This is a genomic window from Thermosynechococcus sp. QS41 (assembly GCF_031583515.1).
GTDB lineage: Bacteria > Cyanobacteriota > Cyanobacteriia > Thermosynechococcales > Thermosynechococcaceae > Thermosynechococcus.
Genome location: NZ_CP134181.1, coordinates 265,235 through 284,680 on the forward strand (window position 1 = coordinate 265,235; position 19,446 = coordinate 284,680).

Sequence of the window (19,446 nt, forward strand, 5' to 3'; positions counted from 1 at the left end):
TATCCTATCGATTTATTGCTGCTGCGGTAAGAGAACAATAGCAATGTCCAGCAACCCCTTTATTCGCCTCAGAGACTGGATCAAGCGTGCAGAGCAGTGGTATCGCACAACTCCGAACCGCGCCCTACAGGAAGCCTATGAAGCCGCTCTGAAAATTCGCGCCATCGAACTGGAACACTTTGACGGTCAACCGATTAGTCTCCTCAATCTACCCGTGGGAGAAGTCTCTAGCTACTTCGAGACAGAGCTAAAACAACTGCTAAAAACCATTCGTATGCGGATGATGGAGTTTCGCGCCAGCCGTCAAATTTTGCCCCTTGCTCCCCCCCAAAGCCCCCCCACTCCTGTCAACGATAGTGTCAATGGTGCAACGGCAACCTATACGGTGACGGCTACCGTCAGTAGCACGACCGAGGAACCCAGCGTTTATGAAAAGCTGCGGGTGATTGATGCCACCCTCAACCGCTATAAACGGCAGCGTGAAAAGGAACTCAATGCCCTTGCCCGTCCCAGCCTCAGTCGCCAAGATCCCCAACAACGCCAGCAGGCGGCTGCCCTCGACAAAATTGAGGATGATTCCCTTTATCTTTCCGAATATATCAGTGATGATCTCACCGATGATTCCAAGCTGGACAGCAGCAGCTTTATTCCGCGCTCGATTTTGCGCACCGCCGATCGCTTTCGCCGTGAACTCAATTCTGATGAAACCACCGAAGCTGAAGTCGTTCGTGATTTTCGCACCTCAAAGCTGCGCACCCGTCTGGCGGTTCGTTTTATGCTCTTGCTGGTGATTTTGCCCCTGTTGACCCAGCAAATTTCCAAGGCACTCATTGTCAGCCCCCTCGTCAACCACTTTAAGGCGGTGGGGCAAATTGAACGCATCATTAACTCCCAACTGGAGGACAACATTCTCGATGAACTGGCTCGCTTTGAAAATAAAATTCGCTTTGAAAGTCTGGTGAGCAATGTTCCTGTTTCTGCAGAGGAAATTCAAGCCCGCATCCGCGAGAAGGCGATCGAGCTATCCACGGAATACCAAAAGCAACTGATTGAACCCCTGAAAAACATCCTTTCCGATGCCTTGGGGTTTACCGTCTTTCTGGTGCTGGTTTTCACAGGTCAGCGGCAACTGGCCATTGTCAAGGTCTTTTTGGATGAAGTGGTTTATGGCCTCAGTGACAGTGCCAAAGCCTTTATCATTATCCTATTTACGGATGTCTTTGTCGGATACCACTCCCCCCACGGCTGGGAAGTGTTGGTGAACAATACCCTCGAGCACTTTGGCTTTCCGCGCAATGAGGACTTTATCAACATGTTTATTGCCACCTTTCCGGTGATGCTCGATACGGTATTTAAGTATTGGATTTTCCGCTATCTCAACCAGATTTCCCCTTCGGCAGTGGCCACCTACAAGAATATGAACGAGTAGTTAGGAGCACACCACTGGCTGGAGAATGGGACAGATCCTGCCCTCTTGGAGTTGCGCGGGCGATCGCCAGCCGGAGAGGAGGCCTTGCAATTCCTGTTTAAGAATCTGCAACTGCTGAATTTGTGCCTCAATGGCCGCCAATTTTTCCTCTAACTTTTCCTTGATGTGATCACAGGGAATCTCACCGCGATCGTATACCTCAAGCAAGGCTTTGATGTCGCTCAGGGTGAGGCCAAGGGACTGGGCACGTTTGATAAAACTTAGGCGAGCAAAAACATCCTCAGCAAAGAGGCGATAGCCCCCACTGGTTCTGCCAACAGTTCGCAACAGCCCCAATTCCTCGTAATAGCGAATGGTCTTGACGGGCAGGCCACTACTGTGGGCAACGGTACCAATCAAGTAGGCAGCTGCATTCATGGCAGTTCTCCCAAGATCAGCAAGACAGCGATTTTAGAGAAGGGCACTTTAATTTTCTGCCATCGAGAGGCCAGATCACCACTTTCAGAAATTCAGCCATCTGCGCTATAATCATAAAGCTACGCGGATGTGGCGGAATTGGTATACGCGCACGTTTGAGGGGCGTGTGGCTTTGCCTTGCGAGTTCGAGTCTCGCCATCCGCATTGTTTATGGGTGAATAAAGAAGGCGATCGCCAGCACGAGGTAAGTCATTATCAGCAGGACGCCCTCTAGCCAATTGCTGCGCCCATCACTACTAATGGAGTTAGTGATCGCGACAGCAGCCACAACTGCCAGTAGCTCAAAGAGGTTAAAGCTCAGGTTCATCTCCCGTTGTCCCAAGAGCCAGCCCACCAGCACAAGCACCGGCGCCACAAAAAGGATAATCTGCAGGCTAGACCCAATCGCCACCGCCACTGCCCCTTCCATACGATTATTGAGGGCAAACTTGATACAGGTGATGAACTCAACCACACTGCTGAAAATGGGAATGAGAAACACGCCTGTAAACAATTGGGTCAACCCGATTTCACTAATGCTGTCCTGCAAACTATCCACGAGGATGTCGGAAACAAAGACTAGCAAAATCGTACCCACCAGCAGAATGGCAAGGGGCACCTTGAGATTGACAGTGGGGGAGGGTTCCTGACCAGCGATCGTCTCATCCATCAGGTAGAGGTGACGATGGGTTTTCATGGAAAAGAGCAACATCAGACCGTAAAAAATCAGCAGCAAAATCGCCGACGCATAGGAGAAGTGATCAATCAAGTGAAGCGGCACACTGGGTGCCGCCGCCTGAATCGCGGTCGGGGTCATCAGCACAATCACCGATAGGGTGAGGGCAGAGGCATTAATGCGTGCCACAGGTGCTGAGAACTGCTGCTCTGGAAATCGGATGCCCCCAACAACAATGGCCAGACCCAATCCCAAAAGCAAATTGGCAATAATGGCACCGCTGAGACTGGCTTTTACCACCTCTGCCAGACCCTGACGCAGGGCGACAATGGCGATAATCATCTCAGTGACATTGCCAAAGGTGGCATTCAAGAGTCCGCCAAGGGCAGGGCCAATGACTTCGGCGATCGCCTCTGTGGAATTGGCAATCCCAGCCGCAAGGGGCACAATGGCGAGACCACTGAGGATAAAGCTCACCATTGGCGGCATTTTGACGATAAAGTTAAGGAGGGCAAGGGGCACAAAAATCAGTAGGCCCAGCAGAATTTTTTCCTGTGTTGTCATGGATCGATCCCCTTGAGCGAATCATCAACTGACTGTCTCCACCTCTCGGGAATTCGCTACTACGGCTATACGGGCGCCCTACCAGAGGAACAAATTCTCGGCCAGTGGTTTGAGATTGATATTAAGCTCTGGTTGGATATGGCACAAGCGGCGGCCAGCGATCGCCTTGAGGACACCCTTGACTATCGCCCCCTCTTGCAAGCCATCGAGCAGTTAATGCAGCAGCAACGCTTTCACTTAATTGAGACCCTAGCAGCAGCAATTATGAAACTGTGCCTAGCGCCCCCCCAAGTGCAGCGAGCTGCTGTGCGTGTAACCAAACTTGCCCCCCCCGTGCCCAATTTTACGGGTCAAATTAGTGTTGAAATGGTGCGCTGCCATGCCGAATCGCCTTAGCCAGTGCCAAAGTCTCTATTTGCGCAAGCATGCCGAAAACCCCATTGACTGGTGGCCGTGGTGTGATGAAGCCCTTGCCAAAGCAGCGGCAGAGGATCGGGTGATTTTTCTCTCGATTGGTTACTCCAGTTGCCACTGGTGCACTGTCATGGAGGGGGAAGCCTTTTCGGATCTGGAGATTGCCGCCTATCTCAATGCCCATTTCCTGCCGATTAAGGTGGATCGCGAGGAGCGACCCGATCTGGACAGTATTTACATGCAGGCACTGCAACTGATGACGGGTCAAGGAGGCTGGCCGCTCAATGTATTCCTGACGCCGCAGGATCGCCGTCCCTTTTATGGTGGTACCTACTTTCCTGTGCAGCCGCGCTATGGCCGTCCGGGCTTTTTACAGGTGTTGCAGGCGGTGCGCCGCTTCTATGACCAAGAAAAGGACAAGCTCGCTGCCCAACAGGCCACGCTCTGGCAATATCTCGCTCCCCCCCCTGAGATGGGAGAAGCCGTCCCCTTGACTGAAGAACTCCTAAGGGCAGGGATTCGCCAAGTGACGCCGATTTTGCGCGATCGCCCCCAAGGCACCTGCTTCCCCATGATGCCCTATGCCCAAATGCTCCTACAGGGGCTGGCGTTCAGTCCCGATCCCCCAGAACTGTTGCAGCTGTGTCAGTTGCGGGGACACAACCTCTTGCGGGGGGGGATCTATGACCATGTGGGCGGTGGTTGGCATCGCTACACCGTGGATCCCCAATGGACAGTGCCCCACTTTGAAAAAATGCTCTACGACAATGGCCAAATTGTGACCTATCTAGCGCGGCTGTGGCAGCAGGGCGATCGCGCCCCCCAGATTCCCGCTGCAATTGCCCAAACGATTCAATGGCTTGATCGCGAAATGACGGCCCCTGAGGGCTACTTCTATGCAGCACAGGATGCCGATAGCTTTATCAGTGCCAATGATCCTGAACCCGAGGAGGGCGCCTTTTATTGCTGGCAATATGCAGAGCTAGAGCAGACCCTAACCCCAACGGAATTGGCACAACTGCAAGCCCACTTTGACATCTCTCCCAGGGGCAACTTCGAGGGCAAGATTGTGCTCAAGCAAGTGCGCCCGCCGGCGAATCCTGAGGTGCTAGCACCGATTCTGCGTAAACTCTTTGCTCGCCGCTATGGTGCCGATACGCCCATGGATCAACCCTTTCCCGTGGCCACGGATAATGCAACCGCAAAGGGACAGGCTTGGCCGGGACGGATTCCGCCGGTCACTGATACAAAAATGATTTTGGCTTGGAATAGCCTGATGATCACTGGCTTAGCAACGGCAGCCCAAGTCTGGAGAGAGCGCACCTACTGGCAGCGAGCGGCTAAAGCGGCACAATGGCTCCACGAGCATCAATATCAAGAAGGCAAACTCTACCGCCTCAACTATGGCGGCACCGTGGCCGAAGTGGCGCAGGCCGAGGATTGTGCCTACTGGATCCAAGCCCTGCTTGCCCTGCATCAAGCCAGTTTAGCGGTGGGGGAGGCGGCTCAGCCGTGGTTGGAATTGGCCACGCAGTATCAAACCCTCTTTGATCAGGAATTGGCGGCAACAGAGGGGGGCTACTACAATGCACCGGAGCGCGCCGATTTGATTGTGCGCCAGCGGGAAGGTCTCGATAATGCTACACCTTCTGCGAATGGGGTGGCGATCGCCAACTTGGTGCAACTCTTTTTGCTTACAGAGAATCCTGCCTACCTCGAACAGGCAGAAAAGGGATTGCGTTTCTTTAGCCCGTTGATGAAGGAGTCTCCCCAGAGTTGTCCGAGCCTTTTGGCGGCGTTGCAGTGGTATCTGCGTCCTGTCTGTGTGCAAGCGCGGCCTGATCAGGTTACAACCCTCTGGGAGCGCTACTTGCCAACGGCTGTCCTCAAAGTTCGCGATGACCTCGAGCCAGTCGCCCTTGTCTGTGAAGGCTTGCGCTGCCGCGAACCGGCACTGACCCCCACCCAACTACAACAACAACTGGATAATCTCTATGGCTGAAGCGTTGCGTCGTACGCCCCTCTATTCCCTGCATCAAGGGGCACGGTTTACCCCCTTTGGCGAGTGGGAGATGCCCTTGCAGTACAGCAGCATTTTGCAGGAACACCAAGCGGTGCGGCAGCGGGTGGGGATGTTTGATATTTCCCACATGGGCAAGTTTCTGCTGCGCGGTTCTGAGGCGATCGCGGCACTCCAAGAACGGGTACCCACCAATCTCAGTCGTCTCCAGCCCGGCCAAGCGAAATACACCGTTCTCCTGAATGAGGCCGGGGGCATTGTCGATGATGTCATTCTCTACATAGGCGAGGGTCAAGTGCGTTGTATTGTCAATGCAGCCACCACTGCCAAGGACTGGGCATGGTTGCAGACGTATTTACCCGCCAGTATTGAGTTCATTGATGAGTCAGCGACACAGGTACTGATTGCCCTTCAAGGCCCTGCCGCGACAGCGACCTTAGCTCCCCTGTGCGATCGCCCCCTAAATGACCTCAAGGCCTATCGCCATGCTCAAGTGAACCTGTTGGAACAGCCCGCTTGGATTGCGCGTACGGGCTACACCGGCGAAGACGGTTGGGAAATTCTTGTGGCACCAGAATTGGGGCAACAGTTGTGGCAAACCCTGCTGGCGGCGGGTGTGACTCCCTGTGGCTTGGGGGCGCGGGATACCCTGCGCTTGGAGGCGGCCATGCTCCTTTACGGCCAAGACATGGATGAGCAAACCACTCCCCTAGAGGCGGGTCTCGATTGGCTGATTGATTGGCAAAAGCCCGATTTTGTGGGTCGTGCGGCTCTCTTAGCCCAAAAGCAGCAGGGGATTGAGCGGCAATTGGTGGGGTTAGAACTGGTGGGCAAAGGCATCGCTCGCCACGGCTATCCTATCTATGCGGGGGCACAGGCTGTGGGGGAGGTTACCAGTGGCACCCTATCTCCCACCTTGGGGAAGGCGATCGCCCTTGGCTATGTCTTTCCAGAGTTTGCCCACATCGGTCGTGAACTGGCGATACAGGTGCGCGATCGCCAAGTCCCAGCCGTGGTGGTTCCTCGCCCGTTCTATCGCCGTCCTCGGTAGCCGCTGCAATTCCGCTAAAATTTGATTCATCAGTCGTAAAGTGCAACGAATGCTGGAAATTTGCCCTCGCTGTGGTGCTCGTTTAGGAAAGCCCTTGTCCTCTGGCCGCCAAGTGTGTAGTGCCTGCGGTTGGAGTACAGTGGTTATTGAGCGATCGCCGCCACCGCCCCCCACGGGATTGTCTCTCCTTCTCAGTCAAATCAGGCGGCTGATCAAGCGTTTTTTCCAGTATCTAGGAGGACAACTGCAACGCTTGTGGCGATCGCTGACCGCTCGTTCGCAGCAGCAACAACCGCGCCGCAACCTATGGGAAAGCCTCGTCACCAAGCTCAAACACCTCGAGGAAAAAATTCCCACCGGTGATCCCAGTAAGGAGTGGCTGACTCCTGAAGAGGCCTTTCAACTCTTGGGCGGCAACCCAGATAACCCCAACTCCAAGGTGAGTACCCTCGATGGCAAGCGGCGGATTGGCTTATCGGCCTTTCGGCGACTGGTGAATACCGCCGAATATGCGGATTTTGGCTTTCAATACTCTAGCGATCGCCACCTGAAAAATTTACCCTATTTGCGCCGTCTGCCTCGCCAACCCTAGGGCGATCGCAAACCGAGAATAATCTGCCACTCCTGTTCGGTGACCGGTTGTACCGAGAGACGGCAGCCCTTTTGCAACAGCAGCATCCCCTCTAGGCCGGGCGTTTGCCGCAGTTCTGGAAGTGTAATTGGCGGTGAAAAATCGCGGCGATACTGAATATCCACCATGAACCAGCGGGGATTGTCAGGCGTGCTTTTGGGGTCAAAGTAGCGACTGTCCGGATCCCAAGCAAAGTGGTCGGGATAGGCGGCCTTGACGACTTCGGCAATGCCCATGATGGCTGGTGGGTTGGCATTACTGTGGTAAAAGAGCACGCGATCGCCCACCTGCATGTGATCGCGGATAAAATTGCGAGCTTGGTAGTTGCGTACCCCTTCCCAACAGGTGGTTTGTTGTGGGGCTGCCTGCAAATCCTGCCAAGAAAAAACGCTTGGCTCCGACTTCAGTAACCAAATCCCTGCCATCAAAGATTCCGCAATGGTTAAGTTTAGAGGTCTGCCGTGCCCAAGCTACAGCGTAGCAAATCCTCAACGGTTGCACAGTAGGGAGTTAGCCCCAAGGTTTGAGGATTGAGCACGGTGTCATAGGTGAAGTTACGATAGTTCAAGCAAAAATAATCCCACGGCGACATCTGCACTCGAAATACCCGCACAAAGAAGTTGATCACTGGCAGCGTCAAGGGGACTTGCAAATAGATGGGCAGCTTTGCCGCAGCGCACAACTGCGCCAACATCTCATTGACAGTAATTGGCGGGTTACCCAGAGCCACCCGACGCGGTACGGGATACTCAGGATGCTGCAACAGGTAGAGAACCACTTGGGCAATATCGCGGGCATGGACAAAGTGAAAACTGGCATCAGCACGGAAAAAGCGAGCCAACCACAGCCACTTGAGCACTTCGCGCATGCCCTCAGTGATGAACGAGGGACGCTTACCATCAGACCCGCCGCCAAACACCATTGTCGGAAACAGTTCAATCACGCGATCGCCCACGGGTAACTGCTCAATGGCATGGAGACACTCATACTTGGAGCGAATATAATCCGTTCCCAAGGTGCCTGCTTCCGGCAGCGGTTCCATTTGATGATTGAGGATACTTGCCGTTGAAAAATAAAAGACCCGCTGGCAGCGTTGCGGATCCAGTTGCTTGAGGAGATGGCAGGTTTGCTCGTAGTTGATGGCAAAGACATTGTTCCCTCCCCAAGCGGTTGCCGTTAGGATCGCAAGATCGAGGGTGGGCAGTAGCGGTTCCAAGGGGGTCAAATCCATGAGATCCGCCTGAATCACGTTCACCCCGGCCCTTTGGTGAGGATCAATCTGCAACCGTGCTGGATCCCGCACCAGCAAAAAGAGCTCATGATCCGTCTCTTGGATCAGCGCCTCAGCGATGTACTGGCCAATGCAACCACTGGCACCCGTGATTAAGATGCGCATTAGCCGAGGGACTTCACCAGATCAAAGAGAAAACCCACGTTCTCCTCAGGGGTTCCTTGGAGAACGCCGTGGCCAAGGTTAAAGATATATTTGCCCTTGCGACCCGCTTCGATAATGGCTAGCGCTCGTTCCTTGAGCACTGGCTGGGGGGCAAAAAGCGTGACGGGGTCTAAATTCCCCTGAAGACCGACACTGGCAGGAAACTGCTGGCGAATCGTGCCGATGTCCACGGTCCAGTCAAGGCTGACAATATCTGCCCCAGTTGCTGCCATGCGATCGACCACTGCGGCACTGCCATTGATATAGAGGATGATTGGCACATCGGGATAGACGGCTTTGACCTGCTGAACCACCTGCTTTTGGTAGGGGAAGGCAAAGGTATCGTAGTCCTGACGGCTGAGTTGACCCGCCCACGAATCAAACAGTTGCACCACTTGGGCACCACAGTCAATTTGATAGCACAGGTAGTCGGCAATGGCAGTGGCCAAATGGTTTAAGAACTTGTGGAGCAACTCTGGCTCACGGTAGGCCATGGTTTTGATTTCAATGTAGTCCTTGGAGCTTTTGCCCTCAATGGCATAGGCGGCAAGGGTCCAAGGGGCACCGGCAAACCCCAGCACCGTGGCGCGATCGCCCACCTCTTGGCGTAGGGTCGAGAGAATTGGACGAATAAAAGGACAGGCCACTTCCGGTTCCAAGGGATGGAGTTGTTGCACCTGCTCAAGGGTACGGATGGGTGGATCAATGATCGGCCCTTTACTCTCGACAATGTCAAAGGGAATACCAATCCCCGGCAAGGGCGTGAGAATATCCGAAAAGAGAATCACACCGTCTGGGGCAAAGGCACGAAAGGGTTGGAGTGAAATTTCAATAGCCAGTTCAGGGATTTCCGATCGCTCACGAAACGAGGGATAGCGATCGCGCAGGTCACGATAGACCTTCATGTAGCGTCCAGCTTGCCGCATCAACCAAATGGGGGGACGCTCAACGCTTTCACCACGGGCAGCACGTAGGAGTAAAGGGGTGGTCATCCTAAAATGTGTAATTCCAATCGTTTTCAATGGCTCTGGAAGACTCGCTCAGCAAGCCCTATTGAAGTCAGGTGTTGCCTGCGATTCACAGAGTTTAACCCTACAATCATACCCTAGGGGGCGATCGCTCCCACACCTCAGAGGAGAATTCCCTTGCTTTACCACGCGCGGGGCTGAAACTGCGGGTCGTTGAGAATTGCCACGCCATCTCCCGACTGTGCCAACACAAATAGACCCTGCCGATAGGCATAGCGAGCCACCTCAGGCGGCACAATCATCCCCGCCACGGCTCCCAAGAGTTTTGTACCCCGATACTGATGAGCCAAACGGCGAAATTTGGCAATCCGCTCTAGGTGTTCATCGACATCACTTTGGCTGAGCTTGGTTTTCACCTCAACGAGAACGGCTTCATCGGTGTTAACGACCAACAAATCAATCTCTAGGCTCTCATTCCCATCTTGGAGGATCACATCGCTGTAGAGTTGGGAGACAGCAATCCCCCGACTCTGAAATAAGCGCAGCACGGCTGGACGTACCTGCCATTCCACAAATTCTCCAAGACGGTTGCCCAGTTTGCCAATTTGTTGGTTAAGTTGGCGAGCTTCTTCTCGCAGTAACCGTTCAGTCTCTTGAAAACGCCGCTCAGTTTCTTGAAATCGGCGTTCTGTTTCCTTTTGAGCTTCCAGCAGCTCTCCCAATAACCGCCAAACATCCTCAGGGGTATGGGCTTGTGTCATGATCTTGGTCGGGTTTTCTAGGCTACAGCTAACCCTCTCATCATAGCCTAGGAGGCGCTCAGAGAATTTCCATCATAAACTGCGCAAGGGCACTGCCACTGTGCTTTACCACGCGCGGGGCTGAAACTGCGGGTCGTTGAGAATTGCCACGCCATCCCCCGACTGTGCCAACACAAATAGACCCTGCCGATAGGCATAGCGAGCCACCTCAGGCGGCACAATCATCCCCGCCACGGCTCCCAAGAGTTTTGTACCCCGATACTGATGAGCCAAACGGCGAAATTTGGCAATCCGCTCTAGGTGTTCATCGACATCACTTTGGCTGAGCTTGGTTTTCACCTCAACGAGAACGGCTTCATCGGTGTTAACGACCAACAAATCAATCTCTAGGCTCTCATTCCCATCTTGGAGGATCACATCGCTGTAGAGTTGGGAGACAGCAATCCCCCGACTCTGAAATAAGCGCAGCACGGCTGGACGTACTTGCCATTCCACAAATTCCCCAAGACGGTTACCCAATTTACCAATCTGTTGGTTGAGCTGCCGTGCTTCTTCCCGTAGTAAACGCTCAGTCTCTTGGAAACGTCGGTCAGTTTCTTGAAAACGCCGCTCAGTCTCCTGAAATCGACGTTCTGTTTCCTTTTGGGCTTCCAGTAACTCCCCCAATAATCGCCAAACATCTTCAGGGGTGTATGCTTGTGTCATTGAATTGATTATTGACTTGATTATTGACTTGATCGATGATTGCCGCCAAGCTCAGGTATTTTCTATACGATCATAGCCTAGGGAATAGAACCCATGAATGATCCACTACTCGCACAATTTCTAAACCTCAGCCGCTGACAAACAGGAACCTGCATTCATGCCCAAACTATACTTACTGCGCCCAAGATGAGGCCACCCGTGTCATTTTTGGCATCCCCAAGCAGGCCATTGCCCTTGGCGGTTGCAGCATATTTTGCCCATTGAGCGCAGAGGTGCCTTTTTGCAGGCGCCGGTAAATCCCTAATTAGCGTGACAGATTCGGGTAAATCCGCAGCCGCCGATTCGGCTCTTCGCCAAAGCTACAGGAGGTCAACTGGTAGTGCTCAATCAACTCGTGTTGCATTCGCCGAATGTTGGCCGATCGCGGAAGTAGCTCCACTGCTTGCCCCTTGGGAATAACAATTTCTTCCACAGCTAAGCGCGCCTCCTCAAGGGCTTCCAATTCGTCATCACTGCCCGTTGGACTAAAGAGGGAAAGATCTGCTGACTCGGCTGGACTGGGGTCTTCAATGCCAAGCAAATGCCGTAACCCCCGCACAATTTGCGCCATACTATTTGTCTTAATGGCATGGACGGGGAGATGGTGAATATGGGCAAGGTGCCGCAGCTTGCTTTCCCCCTTGAGATGGGAGCGGAGCGTCAAAATCACATCCGCTTGATCAATATCCTTAGTGACAATAATGGGTAGGTTGAGAGTGCGAATGGCTTGCTCTAAATGATGGCGGCTGACGGCATAGGGAAAGACGTGGAGGGGGAGTTCTTCGCCATTCGGCCCAACCGTGGGGGCATCCAATGTGGCTTCGAGCAGTTGGGCAAAGTTGGCTCGCAGAGGTTCTTTGTTGGCATCGACGACGGGTAGCATCTGGCCACTCTCACGCCAAGAGGGACGCTGAGGCACAGATTTGACCTCCGATCGCTGGGAAGGAGGCTCAGGACGACTAATCACCACTGAGCCATCGGCAGCAACACTGCGAATTTCAGGTGAGGGTTGGCGACCCCGCAGTAGGAGATCCACACTGGCGGCCACATCGAGATGCACAACCCAGCGATCGCGCTCCAGCATTTCCACGGCTATTTGAAAAGTGGGTGGAGCTTTGCGTTCAAGAACACTCTTTTGGGTGCCCCGCCGCCGCGCTTCTTCATCCCCAAGGGTGACCGATTGAATGCCCCCCACCAAATCCGCGAGGGTCGGGTTTTTCATCAGGTTCTCAATTTGGTTGCCGTGGGCAGTACCAATCAGTTGTACGCCTCGCTCCGCAATGGTGCGTGCTGCTAGTGCCTCTAGTTCGGTGCCAATCTCATCAATGACAATCACTTGGGGCATGTGGTTTTCCACCGCCTCAATCATCACCTGATGCTGAAGTTCCGGGCGAGCCACCTGCATTCGTCGTGCCTTGCCAATCGCTGGATGGGGAATATCACCGTCGCCCGCAATTTCATTAGAGGTGTCAATAATCACTACCCGTTTGTGCAACTCATCGGCCAAGACGCGGGCAATTTCCCGTAGTGCCGTTGTTTTACCAACACCGGGGCGACCTAAAAGCAAAATAGACTGGCCACTTTCCACCAAGTCGCGAATCATACCAATCGTGCCAAAGACGGCTCGCCCCACCCGGCAGGTCAAGCCAATAATCGTTCCTTGGCGATTGCGCAGGGCACTAATGCGGTGCAGCGTACGCTCAATGCCAGCGCGATTGTCACCACTAAACTCACCCACCCGATCCACGGCATATTGCAACATCTCACGGCTGACGGGCGTCTCGGCAAGGTATTGGGTGCTGTGGATAAACCGTGCTTCCGGCAATCGCCCCAAATCGAGAACGATTTCTAAGAGTTCTTCCCGCTGTGGATGATCGGTGAGGGACTGTCCAAGGGGCGGCGGTAGGATCGCCAATAATTGATCGAGATCGTCAGTGACTTGGCGTTGTCCAGCAGTCAATTCAACCATAGGGTACAGAGGGTGACGGGACAGATTTCAAAGGAGACACAAGGGTAGCTGCTTCAGCAACAGCCGCTGCAAGGACGGCAGGAACAGTTTGCCAGGGTTGGTCGGCGATCGCGTGGAAAGGGGCAAGGCGTTTGCGAGCATAACTACCATAGGCAACACCAGCAATTCCCTGTGGATCTAGCAATCCCATTGCCCTGAGTTTAGCAACCGTATGGCCATTTGTGCCGCCCGCCAACTGCACAAATCCGGGTAAATTTGCCCCTAAAATGGCTTGACCCAATTGAATGGTGGCTCGTGTTGCACCATCGCCAATATCGCCACTCATGGGACGACCATCCGCCTGCCAAATGAGGGCACACTGCAACGGTTGAATCTGCCCATTGATCCAGCGCAAATAGTCAATTACTCCCTCGCCTTGGGGACAACTGATAGCTAGCACCTGCAAATATCGAACCCAGGGGCGGACGCGCTGCCAAAGCTGGGTAAAGTCATTGTAGCGCTGGGGTTGGGTGTGGATTTCTAGGGCTTGAATGGTGCCTTGGGCAATGAGGGGAGTGATCTGCTCAAACACCGCTGGCTGCTCATAGGTGGAAATCAAACCCAAGGGGCACAGGGGTAAACAGCGGCCACAACCATAACAGCGATCGCGCACCACCCCCTGCACCTGTTCATCAAAGCGAATGGCGGCAGCAGGACAAATGCGTTCACAGGGGCGATCGCACCTTGGGGGACAGCGACTCGGATCAAACGTGGCCTTACGAAAATGCGGGTCAGCCCCATCATTAATACTCACCATCAGCAGGGGGCGAGTGGCCCCAAGGCTTGCCGCAACTGTCAAAGCGTGATTAGCCGCGTAAATCACGGCAGGGTCGGCGGCCACATCAATACAATCAGCCCCTGCCAGTGCATAGGCCAACGTCAAGTTATAAATTTGGGCAACATCTTGGAAACTGGCACCGTTAATGAGTTTGAACCAACGATGTGCCGCTAAAGCCGCTAGGGGGGCAGCAAAATTAACCATAAATATATTTTATGCGTTTTCAGGATTCAGCGTCGTCGTGACTCATCATCCGTTGTAGGGCTTGCAGGCCTTTTTTAATCTGGCGAGAAACTGTGACCGCACTTAGACCCAAGAGTTCAGCAGTTTCTTTTTGACTCAAATCGTGCAAAAAGACAAATTCCAGAATCTGACAGGTGCGGGCTTCTAGTTTTTGCAGACACTGCTGCAAACGAATGCGATCTTCTTGGGCGAGTTGAAAACTTTGGTACCGTTGATCGGGCACGATGTCCCCTAGGCAAACACTGTCCTCTTCCCCTTCGAGGGCGGGGGCATCTAGGCTGACCGGGGTGGTGTGGTAGTTGGCAAATTTTGCCGCTTGCCATTCTTCAAGGGGAACATCGAGCGCTTGGGCAATTTCGTTATCGGTGGGGGGGCGATGCAGTTGTTGGCGGAGTTCTTGAATCACCCGCTTTCCTTGGCTTTGGAGGGCTTGCCAACGGCGGGGGACGCGAATTTGTGGACTTTTGTCGCGCAAATAATGTTGAATTTCACCGCGAATGTAGGGAATGGCAAAGGAACTAAAGGCCACGCCCTTACTGGGATCAAAGCGTTCAATGGCGTGAATGAGGCCAAGGGTGCCCACTTGCATCAGGTCGTCAAAGCTTTCTTGGGTGCACTGTACCCAGCGATGGGCTTCCTTGCGTACCAGTCCCATGTTCAACTCGACAAGGCGATTCCGCAATTCGCGTGCAGGGTTGTCTTGGTATGCCTGCAACAGCGAGAGGGTGGAATGCTTGAGGTCAGTATTGGCTGTCGTGCTGAACATAGAACACACCGTACCTTAAATCCCCCACAGCTTCAAAATGAGCAGATCAATGAGCACATCCTACGGTCTTCTTGGGTTATTGAACAACAACTTAAATAGATACCTGAACTAGATATCAACTGCGACTATGAAATCGCCTATTCTTACGATTCCACATCTAGTATGGCAAGGCATCCGTAGTTTCCCTGTGATCTCGACCACAGGTTAGATTAAATTTTGCTAAATGTTGTTCCTTAGGTTCGCAGACTACCGAGGGCGATCGCGCCCCACAATGCAGTTCCCAAGCCAATGCGATACCAGATAAAGACCCAAGTGGAATGGCGTTGCAGGAATCGCAGCAGCCAAGCGATCGCCAAATAGGAAAAAACCATGCTCGAGAGTGTGGCAATCACAAGAGGAATAAACAGCGTCCCCTCATCAAAAACATCTTTGGCTTGGACAAGGGTGGCGATCGTCAGTGTGGGAATGCCCAACAGAAAAGAAAAGCGCGCCGCTGTTTGCCGCTCCAGCCCTAAAAATAAAGCTGTCGTTAGCGTGGAGCCTGAACGCGAAGCCCCCGGCAGCAGGGCAATCATCTGGCCACAACCCACTAGAAAGCCATCTAAAATGCCAATGTCTTGATAGGTGCGTTTGCGGGAACCCCATTTTTCTGCGAATCCCAAAAGAATTGCCATGGCGATCGCCATCGTGGCAATGATCTGAGGCCGATCCAACTCAACTTTGGCCCATTTCAGAAGAAGTCCTGCCGCTAGTGCGGGAATCGTGCCCACCGTGATCCCAACCAACAGTTTCCATTCTTCCCGCTGCCAATCCCGCTGTTGCCATGCCTGCCAAGCCCCTTGGACAATTTGGCGAATATCCTGCCAGAAATAGCCAAAAACCGCGATCACGCTACCAAACTGCATCGCATCTAGGGCAGTTTTATGCCAGACACTTTTCCACCCCAAGAGGTCACTAAAGAGAATCAAGTGAGCGGTACTGCTAATGGGCAAGAACTCTGTAATACCTTGCACGAAGCCGAGGATGACTGCTTGCAGCCAGAGAATAATATCCACGTTTCTGTCTCACCTTTGCAACCCCACTATCTTGCCATGAGTCGGTGAACAGGCTATCCTCGCCAAGATGTTGTAATAGATTGTAGAAACAGTCTTCTTAAACGCAGCAGCACTGTTTTGCCAGTTAGGCGTGTATGTCGGGTAACTTAGAAGCCGTTGAGCGGGAAATTTTAGGGTTACAGGGGATGCTATTGGCCGCCTTGGCGGAAATGCGTCAGCTTTATGATGTTTATCTAGAAATGCTCGCCCCCATTGCCCGCCAGCAGTTGATCACCGTCAGTTATCAGGTGTGCACTCAAGTCTTTCCAGAGAAATTTTTGACCCTTGAAGACCCAGAGCGACAGGATCTTCAGCGTCAGATTGTTGAACTGGCGATCGCCTTGGAAACCACGATTTTAGGCCTACAGCCCCGTCGCCAAGAAGACTCAACTGCAAAGCAAGAGGCGACGAATGGGGAAGAAAACGCAACCAAGGAACAGGAACCCCCCTCCCTATCGGAGCAATTGAGCCAAGTTCTTTATCAAAGTTCGCTCAAGATAAACCATCTACTGCAACGGGCGGCTATCTTACCGCCTGCCCCAATCGCGGTCATTTTAGAGATTGCCAGTAAGGCGGAAAACCGTCCCCTTGGGCGGATTCCCCATTTGTTGACGATGATGCTAGATGAGCAGAAACTACAAGAGGAGGGCGAAGAGGAGCGAGACACCAGTGAGTCCCCAAGGGAATCTTCCAGTCATCACCCCATGGCAGCCATTTACCTGCAACTTGAGGAACTGGAGTTTCAGCATCCTCCCCTCGGCAATCAGCGCAGTCAAATTCGCCAACTGGAAGCACGTCTGGCCACCCTCCAGAAGCAACTGCATAAAAAACAGCGGCAATATCTGGTTCTCAAGGCCAGTCGGGCATGGTGGCAAACGTGGAAAGCCAATGAAGCCGCAGACGCGACCGCCAGTGTCCCCGAAGCAATGGATGGTGAGCAATAGGGAAGGAGGCCTGCTGTGTCCCTTGACTGGCCACGCCTACAACGCGCCCTTGCCATTGAAACGGAGCGGGGTTTTTGCAACCTTCAGGGCAATACCTATCGGTTTAATGAGTATTTACACGCAGCGTTAACGCAAGCCCCTCTGCAACAACTCCCCCTTCAGGTGCGCGATCGCTGGCAGGAAACGGCGGCAGCCTATGCCCACTACAACGATCTCTCCCCCAGCCAACGACAACACCTCGTGGTGAAAACGCGCCAACTGCTCCACGATGTCCACAAACAACTCACGAGTCCGCCCCCGCGCCCCCGTCCCCTCGATCAAGCGCTCAAAACAGTGAATGGGATTGGTGAGCGCACTGCGGCGAAACTGGAAAAACTTGGGCTTTATACGGTTGCGGATCTCATTTACTACTTCCCCCGCGATCACATTGACTATGCCCGCCAAGTGCCGATTCGGCAACTCCAAGCTGGGGAGACCGTCACCCTTGTGGGTAAAGTCCGCCGTTGCAACTGTTTTACCAGTCCCCGCAATGCCAAGCTGACGATCTTAGAAATTGTTCTTCAAGATCGCACCGGGCAAATTCGCCTGAGTCGCTTCTATGCGGGTGCCCGCTATGCCCAACGGGGGTGGCAAGAGCAGCAAAAACGCCTCTATGCCCCACAGACCATCGTTGCTGCCTCTGGCCTCGTGAAACTGACGAAGTATGGCCTTACCCTTGAAGATCCGCAGTTGGAAGTGCTGGATCATGCTGGGGCAGAAATAGACTCCCTCACGATTGGCCGTATTGTGCCGGTCTATCCCTTAACGGAGGGAGTATCTCCCGATGTCATTCGCCGTGCGGTCGATCGCGTTCTGCCCTTGGTGCAGGGCTATCCTGATCCCCTACCCCAGGGGCTACGCCAACGTCACCAATTGATTCCCCTAGATACGGCGCTGCGTCACATTCACTTTCCGCCAGATCAAACGCAACTGAGTCTGGCACGGCGGCGGCTGATTTTTGATGAATTTTTCTACCTGCAACTGGGATTGCTCCAACGGCGGCGCCAGCAGCAACAGCAGGCCAGTGCCCCCCTCAACCCCCAAGGGGAACTGATTGAGCAGTTTTACCAGGGGCTGCCCTTTCAACTCACAGGGGCGCAGCAGCGGGTGGTGGCGGAAATTTTGGCGGATTTAGAGCGCCCGATTCCCATGAATCGCCTTGTCCAAGGGGATGTGGGATCCGGCAAAACCGTTGTCGCTGTGATTGCGCTATTGGCGGCTGTGCAGTCCGGCTATCAAGGGGCACTAATGGCACCCACAGAGGTTCTGGCAGAGCAGCACTATCGCAAGCTCTTGGAATGGCTCACCCCCCTCCATGTGCCGGTGGAACTGCTCACAGGATCGATACGTACAGCCAAGCGCCGCCAGATTCTGGATCAATTGGCAACAGGGGAATTACCGGTGCTGGTGGGTACCCATGCCCTGATCCAAGAGGGGGTGACGTTTCAGCAGCTGGGTCTGGTGGTGATTGATGAACAGCACCGCTTTGGGGTGGCACAACGGGCAAAGCTGCAAGCCAAGGGACTCCTGCCCCACGTGTTGACTATGACGGCGACACCGATTCCCCGCACGCTTGCCTTGACCCTCCATGGGGATTTGGATGTGAGTCAAATTGATGAATTGCCCCCCGGTCGGCAGCCGATTCAAACAACCGTCTTGGGACGGGGCGATCGCTCCTGCGCCTATGATTTAATCCGCCGTGAAGTGGCCCAAGGGCGGCAAGCGTATATTGTCCTGCCTTTGGTTGAGGAATCGGAAAAACTAGATCTGAAATCCGCCATTGCCGAGCACGAGCGATTACAAACGGAGATTTTTCCCAATTTTCGCGTCGGGCTGCTCCACGGTCGCATGGCATCGAGTGACAAGGATGCCACGATTCAAGCCTTTGCCAAGGGGGAATTGGATATTCTGGTGGCTACCACGGTGGTCGAGGTGGGGGTGGATGTCCCCAATGCCACGGTGATGCTCATTGAACATGCTGAACGCTTTGGCCTATCCCAACTCCATCAACTGCGGGGGCGGGTGGGGCGGGGTGCCCAACAGTCCTATTGTCTGCTGCTCAATAGTTCTCGCAATGATGCTGCCAAGCAACGGCTGAATGTGCTGGCGCAGTCTCAGGATGGCTTCTTTATTGCAGAGATGGATCTGCGGCTGCGCGGTCCGGGGGAGGTTTTGGGGACGCGGCAATCGGGATTACCGGACTTTGCCCTCGCTAGCCTTGTTGAGGATCAAGATTGCCTAGAGGCGGCGCGATCGGCGGCCAGTGAACTGATCGCCCAGGATCCTGAGTTACGGGGCTATCCTCTGCTGCAAGCAGTTCTCCAGCAACGGCGCGATCGCCTGCTTGAGGGCATGATGAACTAATACTCCCCCTTTGGGAGGGATATGTTAAATTTAGTTAAGAACCTGATAAAAAGCGCCGCCA

18 protein-coding genes and 1 tRNA gene are annotated in these 19,446 nt (G+C 53.8%); 8 read left to right on the forward strand and 11 right to left on the reverse strand.

The features are described from left to right. Positions 1–43: 43 nt before the first annotated feature. Positions 44–1,429, forward strand: coding sequence for a proton extrusion protein PcxA (pxcA, locus tag RHJ80_RS01210; protein ID WP_310743985.1), 1,386 nt, complete (start codon positions 44–46; stop codon positions 1,427–1,429). Here the strand turns inward: pxcA and RHJ80_RS01215 are convergent, their stop codons facing one another. Next, positions 1,430–1,846, reverse strand: coding sequence for a heavy metal-responsive transcriptional regulator (locus RHJ80_RS01215; RefSeq protein WP_302678636.1), 417 nt, complete (start codon positions 1,844–1,846; stop codon positions 1,430–1,432). 123 nt (positions 1,847–1,969) lie between these two features. Here RHJ80_RS01215 and RHJ80_RS01220 point away from each other — a divergent pair. After that, a tRNA-Leu gene (locus RHJ80_RS01220) sits at positions 1,970–2,050 on the forward strand. Between the two features lie 4 nt (positions 2,051–2,054). Here the strand turns inward: RHJ80_RS01220 and cax are convergent. Further along, positions 2,055–3,125, reverse strand: coding sequence for a calcium/proton exchanger (cax, locus tag RHJ80_RS01225; protein ID WP_302678637.1), 1,071 nt, complete (start codon positions 3,123–3,125; stop codon positions 2,055–2,057). A gap of 12 nt (positions 3,126–3,137) precedes the next feature. Here cax and folB point away from each other — a divergent pair, with 12 nt between their 5' ends. The 4 genes from folB to RHJ80_RS01245 are packed head-to-tail and all read left to right on the forward strand — an operon-like array spanning position 3,138 to position 7,202. Further along, positions 3,138–3,521 (forward strand): dihydroneopterin aldolase, encoded by a 384-nt coding sequence (folB, locus tag RHJ80_RS01230; RefSeq protein ID WP_255521478.1) that lies wholly within the window; start codon positions 3,138–3,140, stop codon positions 3,519–3,521. Next, positions 3,505–5,541 carry a thioredoxin domain-containing protein gene (locus RHJ80_RS01235; protein ID WP_310743986.1) on the forward strand — a complete coding sequence of 679 codons (2,037 nt, stop codon included), beginning with the start codon at positions 3,505–3,507 and terminating at the stop codon, positions 5,539–5,541. Before folB ends, RHJ80_RS01235 begins: the two co-directional genes overlap by 17 nt. Further along, positions 5,534–6,610 carry a glycine cleavage system aminomethyltransferase GcvT gene (gcvT, locus tag RHJ80_RS01240; RefSeq protein WP_302678638.1) on the forward strand — a complete coding sequence of 359 codons (1,077 nt, stop codon included), beginning with the start codon at positions 5,534–5,536 and terminating at the stop codon, positions 6,608–6,610. Before RHJ80_RS01235 ends, gcvT begins: the two co-directional genes overlap by 8 nt. A 49-nt stretch (positions 6,611–6,659) precedes the next feature. Then, a complete protein-coding gene (locus RHJ80_RS01245) occupies positions 6,660–7,202 on the forward strand; it encodes a hypothetical protein (protein ID WP_302678639.1) in 543 nt (180 codons plus the stop codon). Here the strand turns inward: RHJ80_RS01245 and RHJ80_RS01250 are convergent. The 9 genes from RHJ80_RS01250 to RHJ80_RS01290 form a co-directional block, all read right to left on the reverse strand. Further along, entirely contained in the window at positions 7,199–7,666 is a 468-nt protein-coding gene (locus tag RHJ80_RS01250) for an EVE domain-containing protein (RefSeq protein ID WP_302677061.1), read from the reverse strand. The genes RHJ80_RS01245 and RHJ80_RS01250 overlap by 4 nt on opposite strands. Before the next feature lie 23 nt (positions 7,667–7,689). Then, positions 7,690–8,637 carry an NAD(P)-dependent oxidoreductase gene (locus tag RHJ80_RS01255; RefSeq protein WP_310801304.1) on the reverse strand — a complete coding sequence of 316 codons (948 nt, stop codon included), beginning with the start codon at positions 8,635–8,637 and terminating at the stop codon, positions 7,690–7,692. Further along, positions 8,637–9,668: a uroporphyrinogen decarboxylase gene (gene hemE / locus RHJ80_RS01260; protein ID WP_206200720.1), complete on the reverse strand. Its 1,032-nt coding sequence runs from the start codon at positions 9,666–9,668 to the stop codon at positions 8,637–8,639. Before hemE ends, RHJ80_RS01255 begins: the two co-directional genes overlap by 1 nt. Positions 9,669–9,826: 158 nt before the next feature. Beyond that, entirely contained in the window at positions 9,827–10,405 is a 579-nt protein-coding gene (locus RHJ80_RS01265; RefSeq protein ID WP_206200721.1) for a hypothetical protein, read from the reverse strand. A gap of 105 nt (positions 10,406–10,510) precedes the next feature. Further along, positions 10,511–11,110: a hypothetical protein gene (locus tag RHJ80_RS01270; RefSeq protein WP_206200722.1), complete on the reverse strand. Its 600-nt coding sequence runs from the start codon at positions 11,108–11,110 to the stop codon at positions 10,511–10,513. 304 nt (positions 11,111–11,414) lie between these two features. Beyond that, positions 11,415–13,118 carry a R3H domain-containing nucleic acid-binding protein gene (locus tag RHJ80_RS01275; protein ID WP_206200723.1) on the reverse strand — a complete coding sequence of 568 codons (1,704 nt, stop codon included), beginning with the start codon at positions 13,116–13,118 and terminating at the stop codon, positions 11,415–11,417. After that, positions 13,111–14,139, reverse strand: a complete 1,029-nt coding sequence (gene ldpA, locus RHJ80_RS01280) for a circadian clock protein LdpA (protein WP_302678644.1) — start codon at positions 14,137–14,139, stop codon at positions 13,111–13,113. The genes RHJ80_RS01275 and ldpA overlap by 8 nt, the downstream gene beginning before the upstream one ends. Positions 14,140–14,158: 19 nt before the next feature. Continuing rightward, complete coding sequence (locus tag RHJ80_RS01285; protein WP_310743990.1) at positions 14,159–14,944, reverse strand: RNA polymerase sigma factor SigF; 786 nt, start codon at positions 14,942–14,944, stop codon at positions 14,159–14,161. A gap of 233 nt (positions 14,945–15,177) precedes the next feature. Then, positions 15,178–15,999, reverse strand: coding sequence for an undecaprenyl-diphosphate phosphatase (locus RHJ80_RS01290; protein WP_206200726.1), 822 nt, complete (start codon positions 15,997–15,999; stop codon positions 15,178–15,180). A 134-nt stretch (positions 16,000–16,133) separates the two neighbouring features. Here RHJ80_RS01290 and RHJ80_RS01295 point away from each other — a divergent pair, with 134 nt between their 5' ends. Next, positions 16,134–16,982 (forward strand): hypothetical protein, encoded by an 849-nt coding sequence (locus RHJ80_RS01295; protein ID WP_206200727.1) that lies wholly within the window; start codon positions 16,134–16,136, stop codon positions 16,980–16,982. A gap of 15 nt (positions 16,983–16,997) precedes the next feature. Continuing rightward, positions 16,998–19,385: an ATP-dependent DNA helicase RecG gene (recG, locus tag RHJ80_RS01300; RefSeq protein WP_310743263.1), complete on the forward strand. Its 2,388-nt coding sequence runs from the start codon at positions 16,998–17,000 to the stop codon at positions 19,383–19,385. The last annotated feature ends 61 nt before the right edge of the window (positions 19,386–19,446 follow it).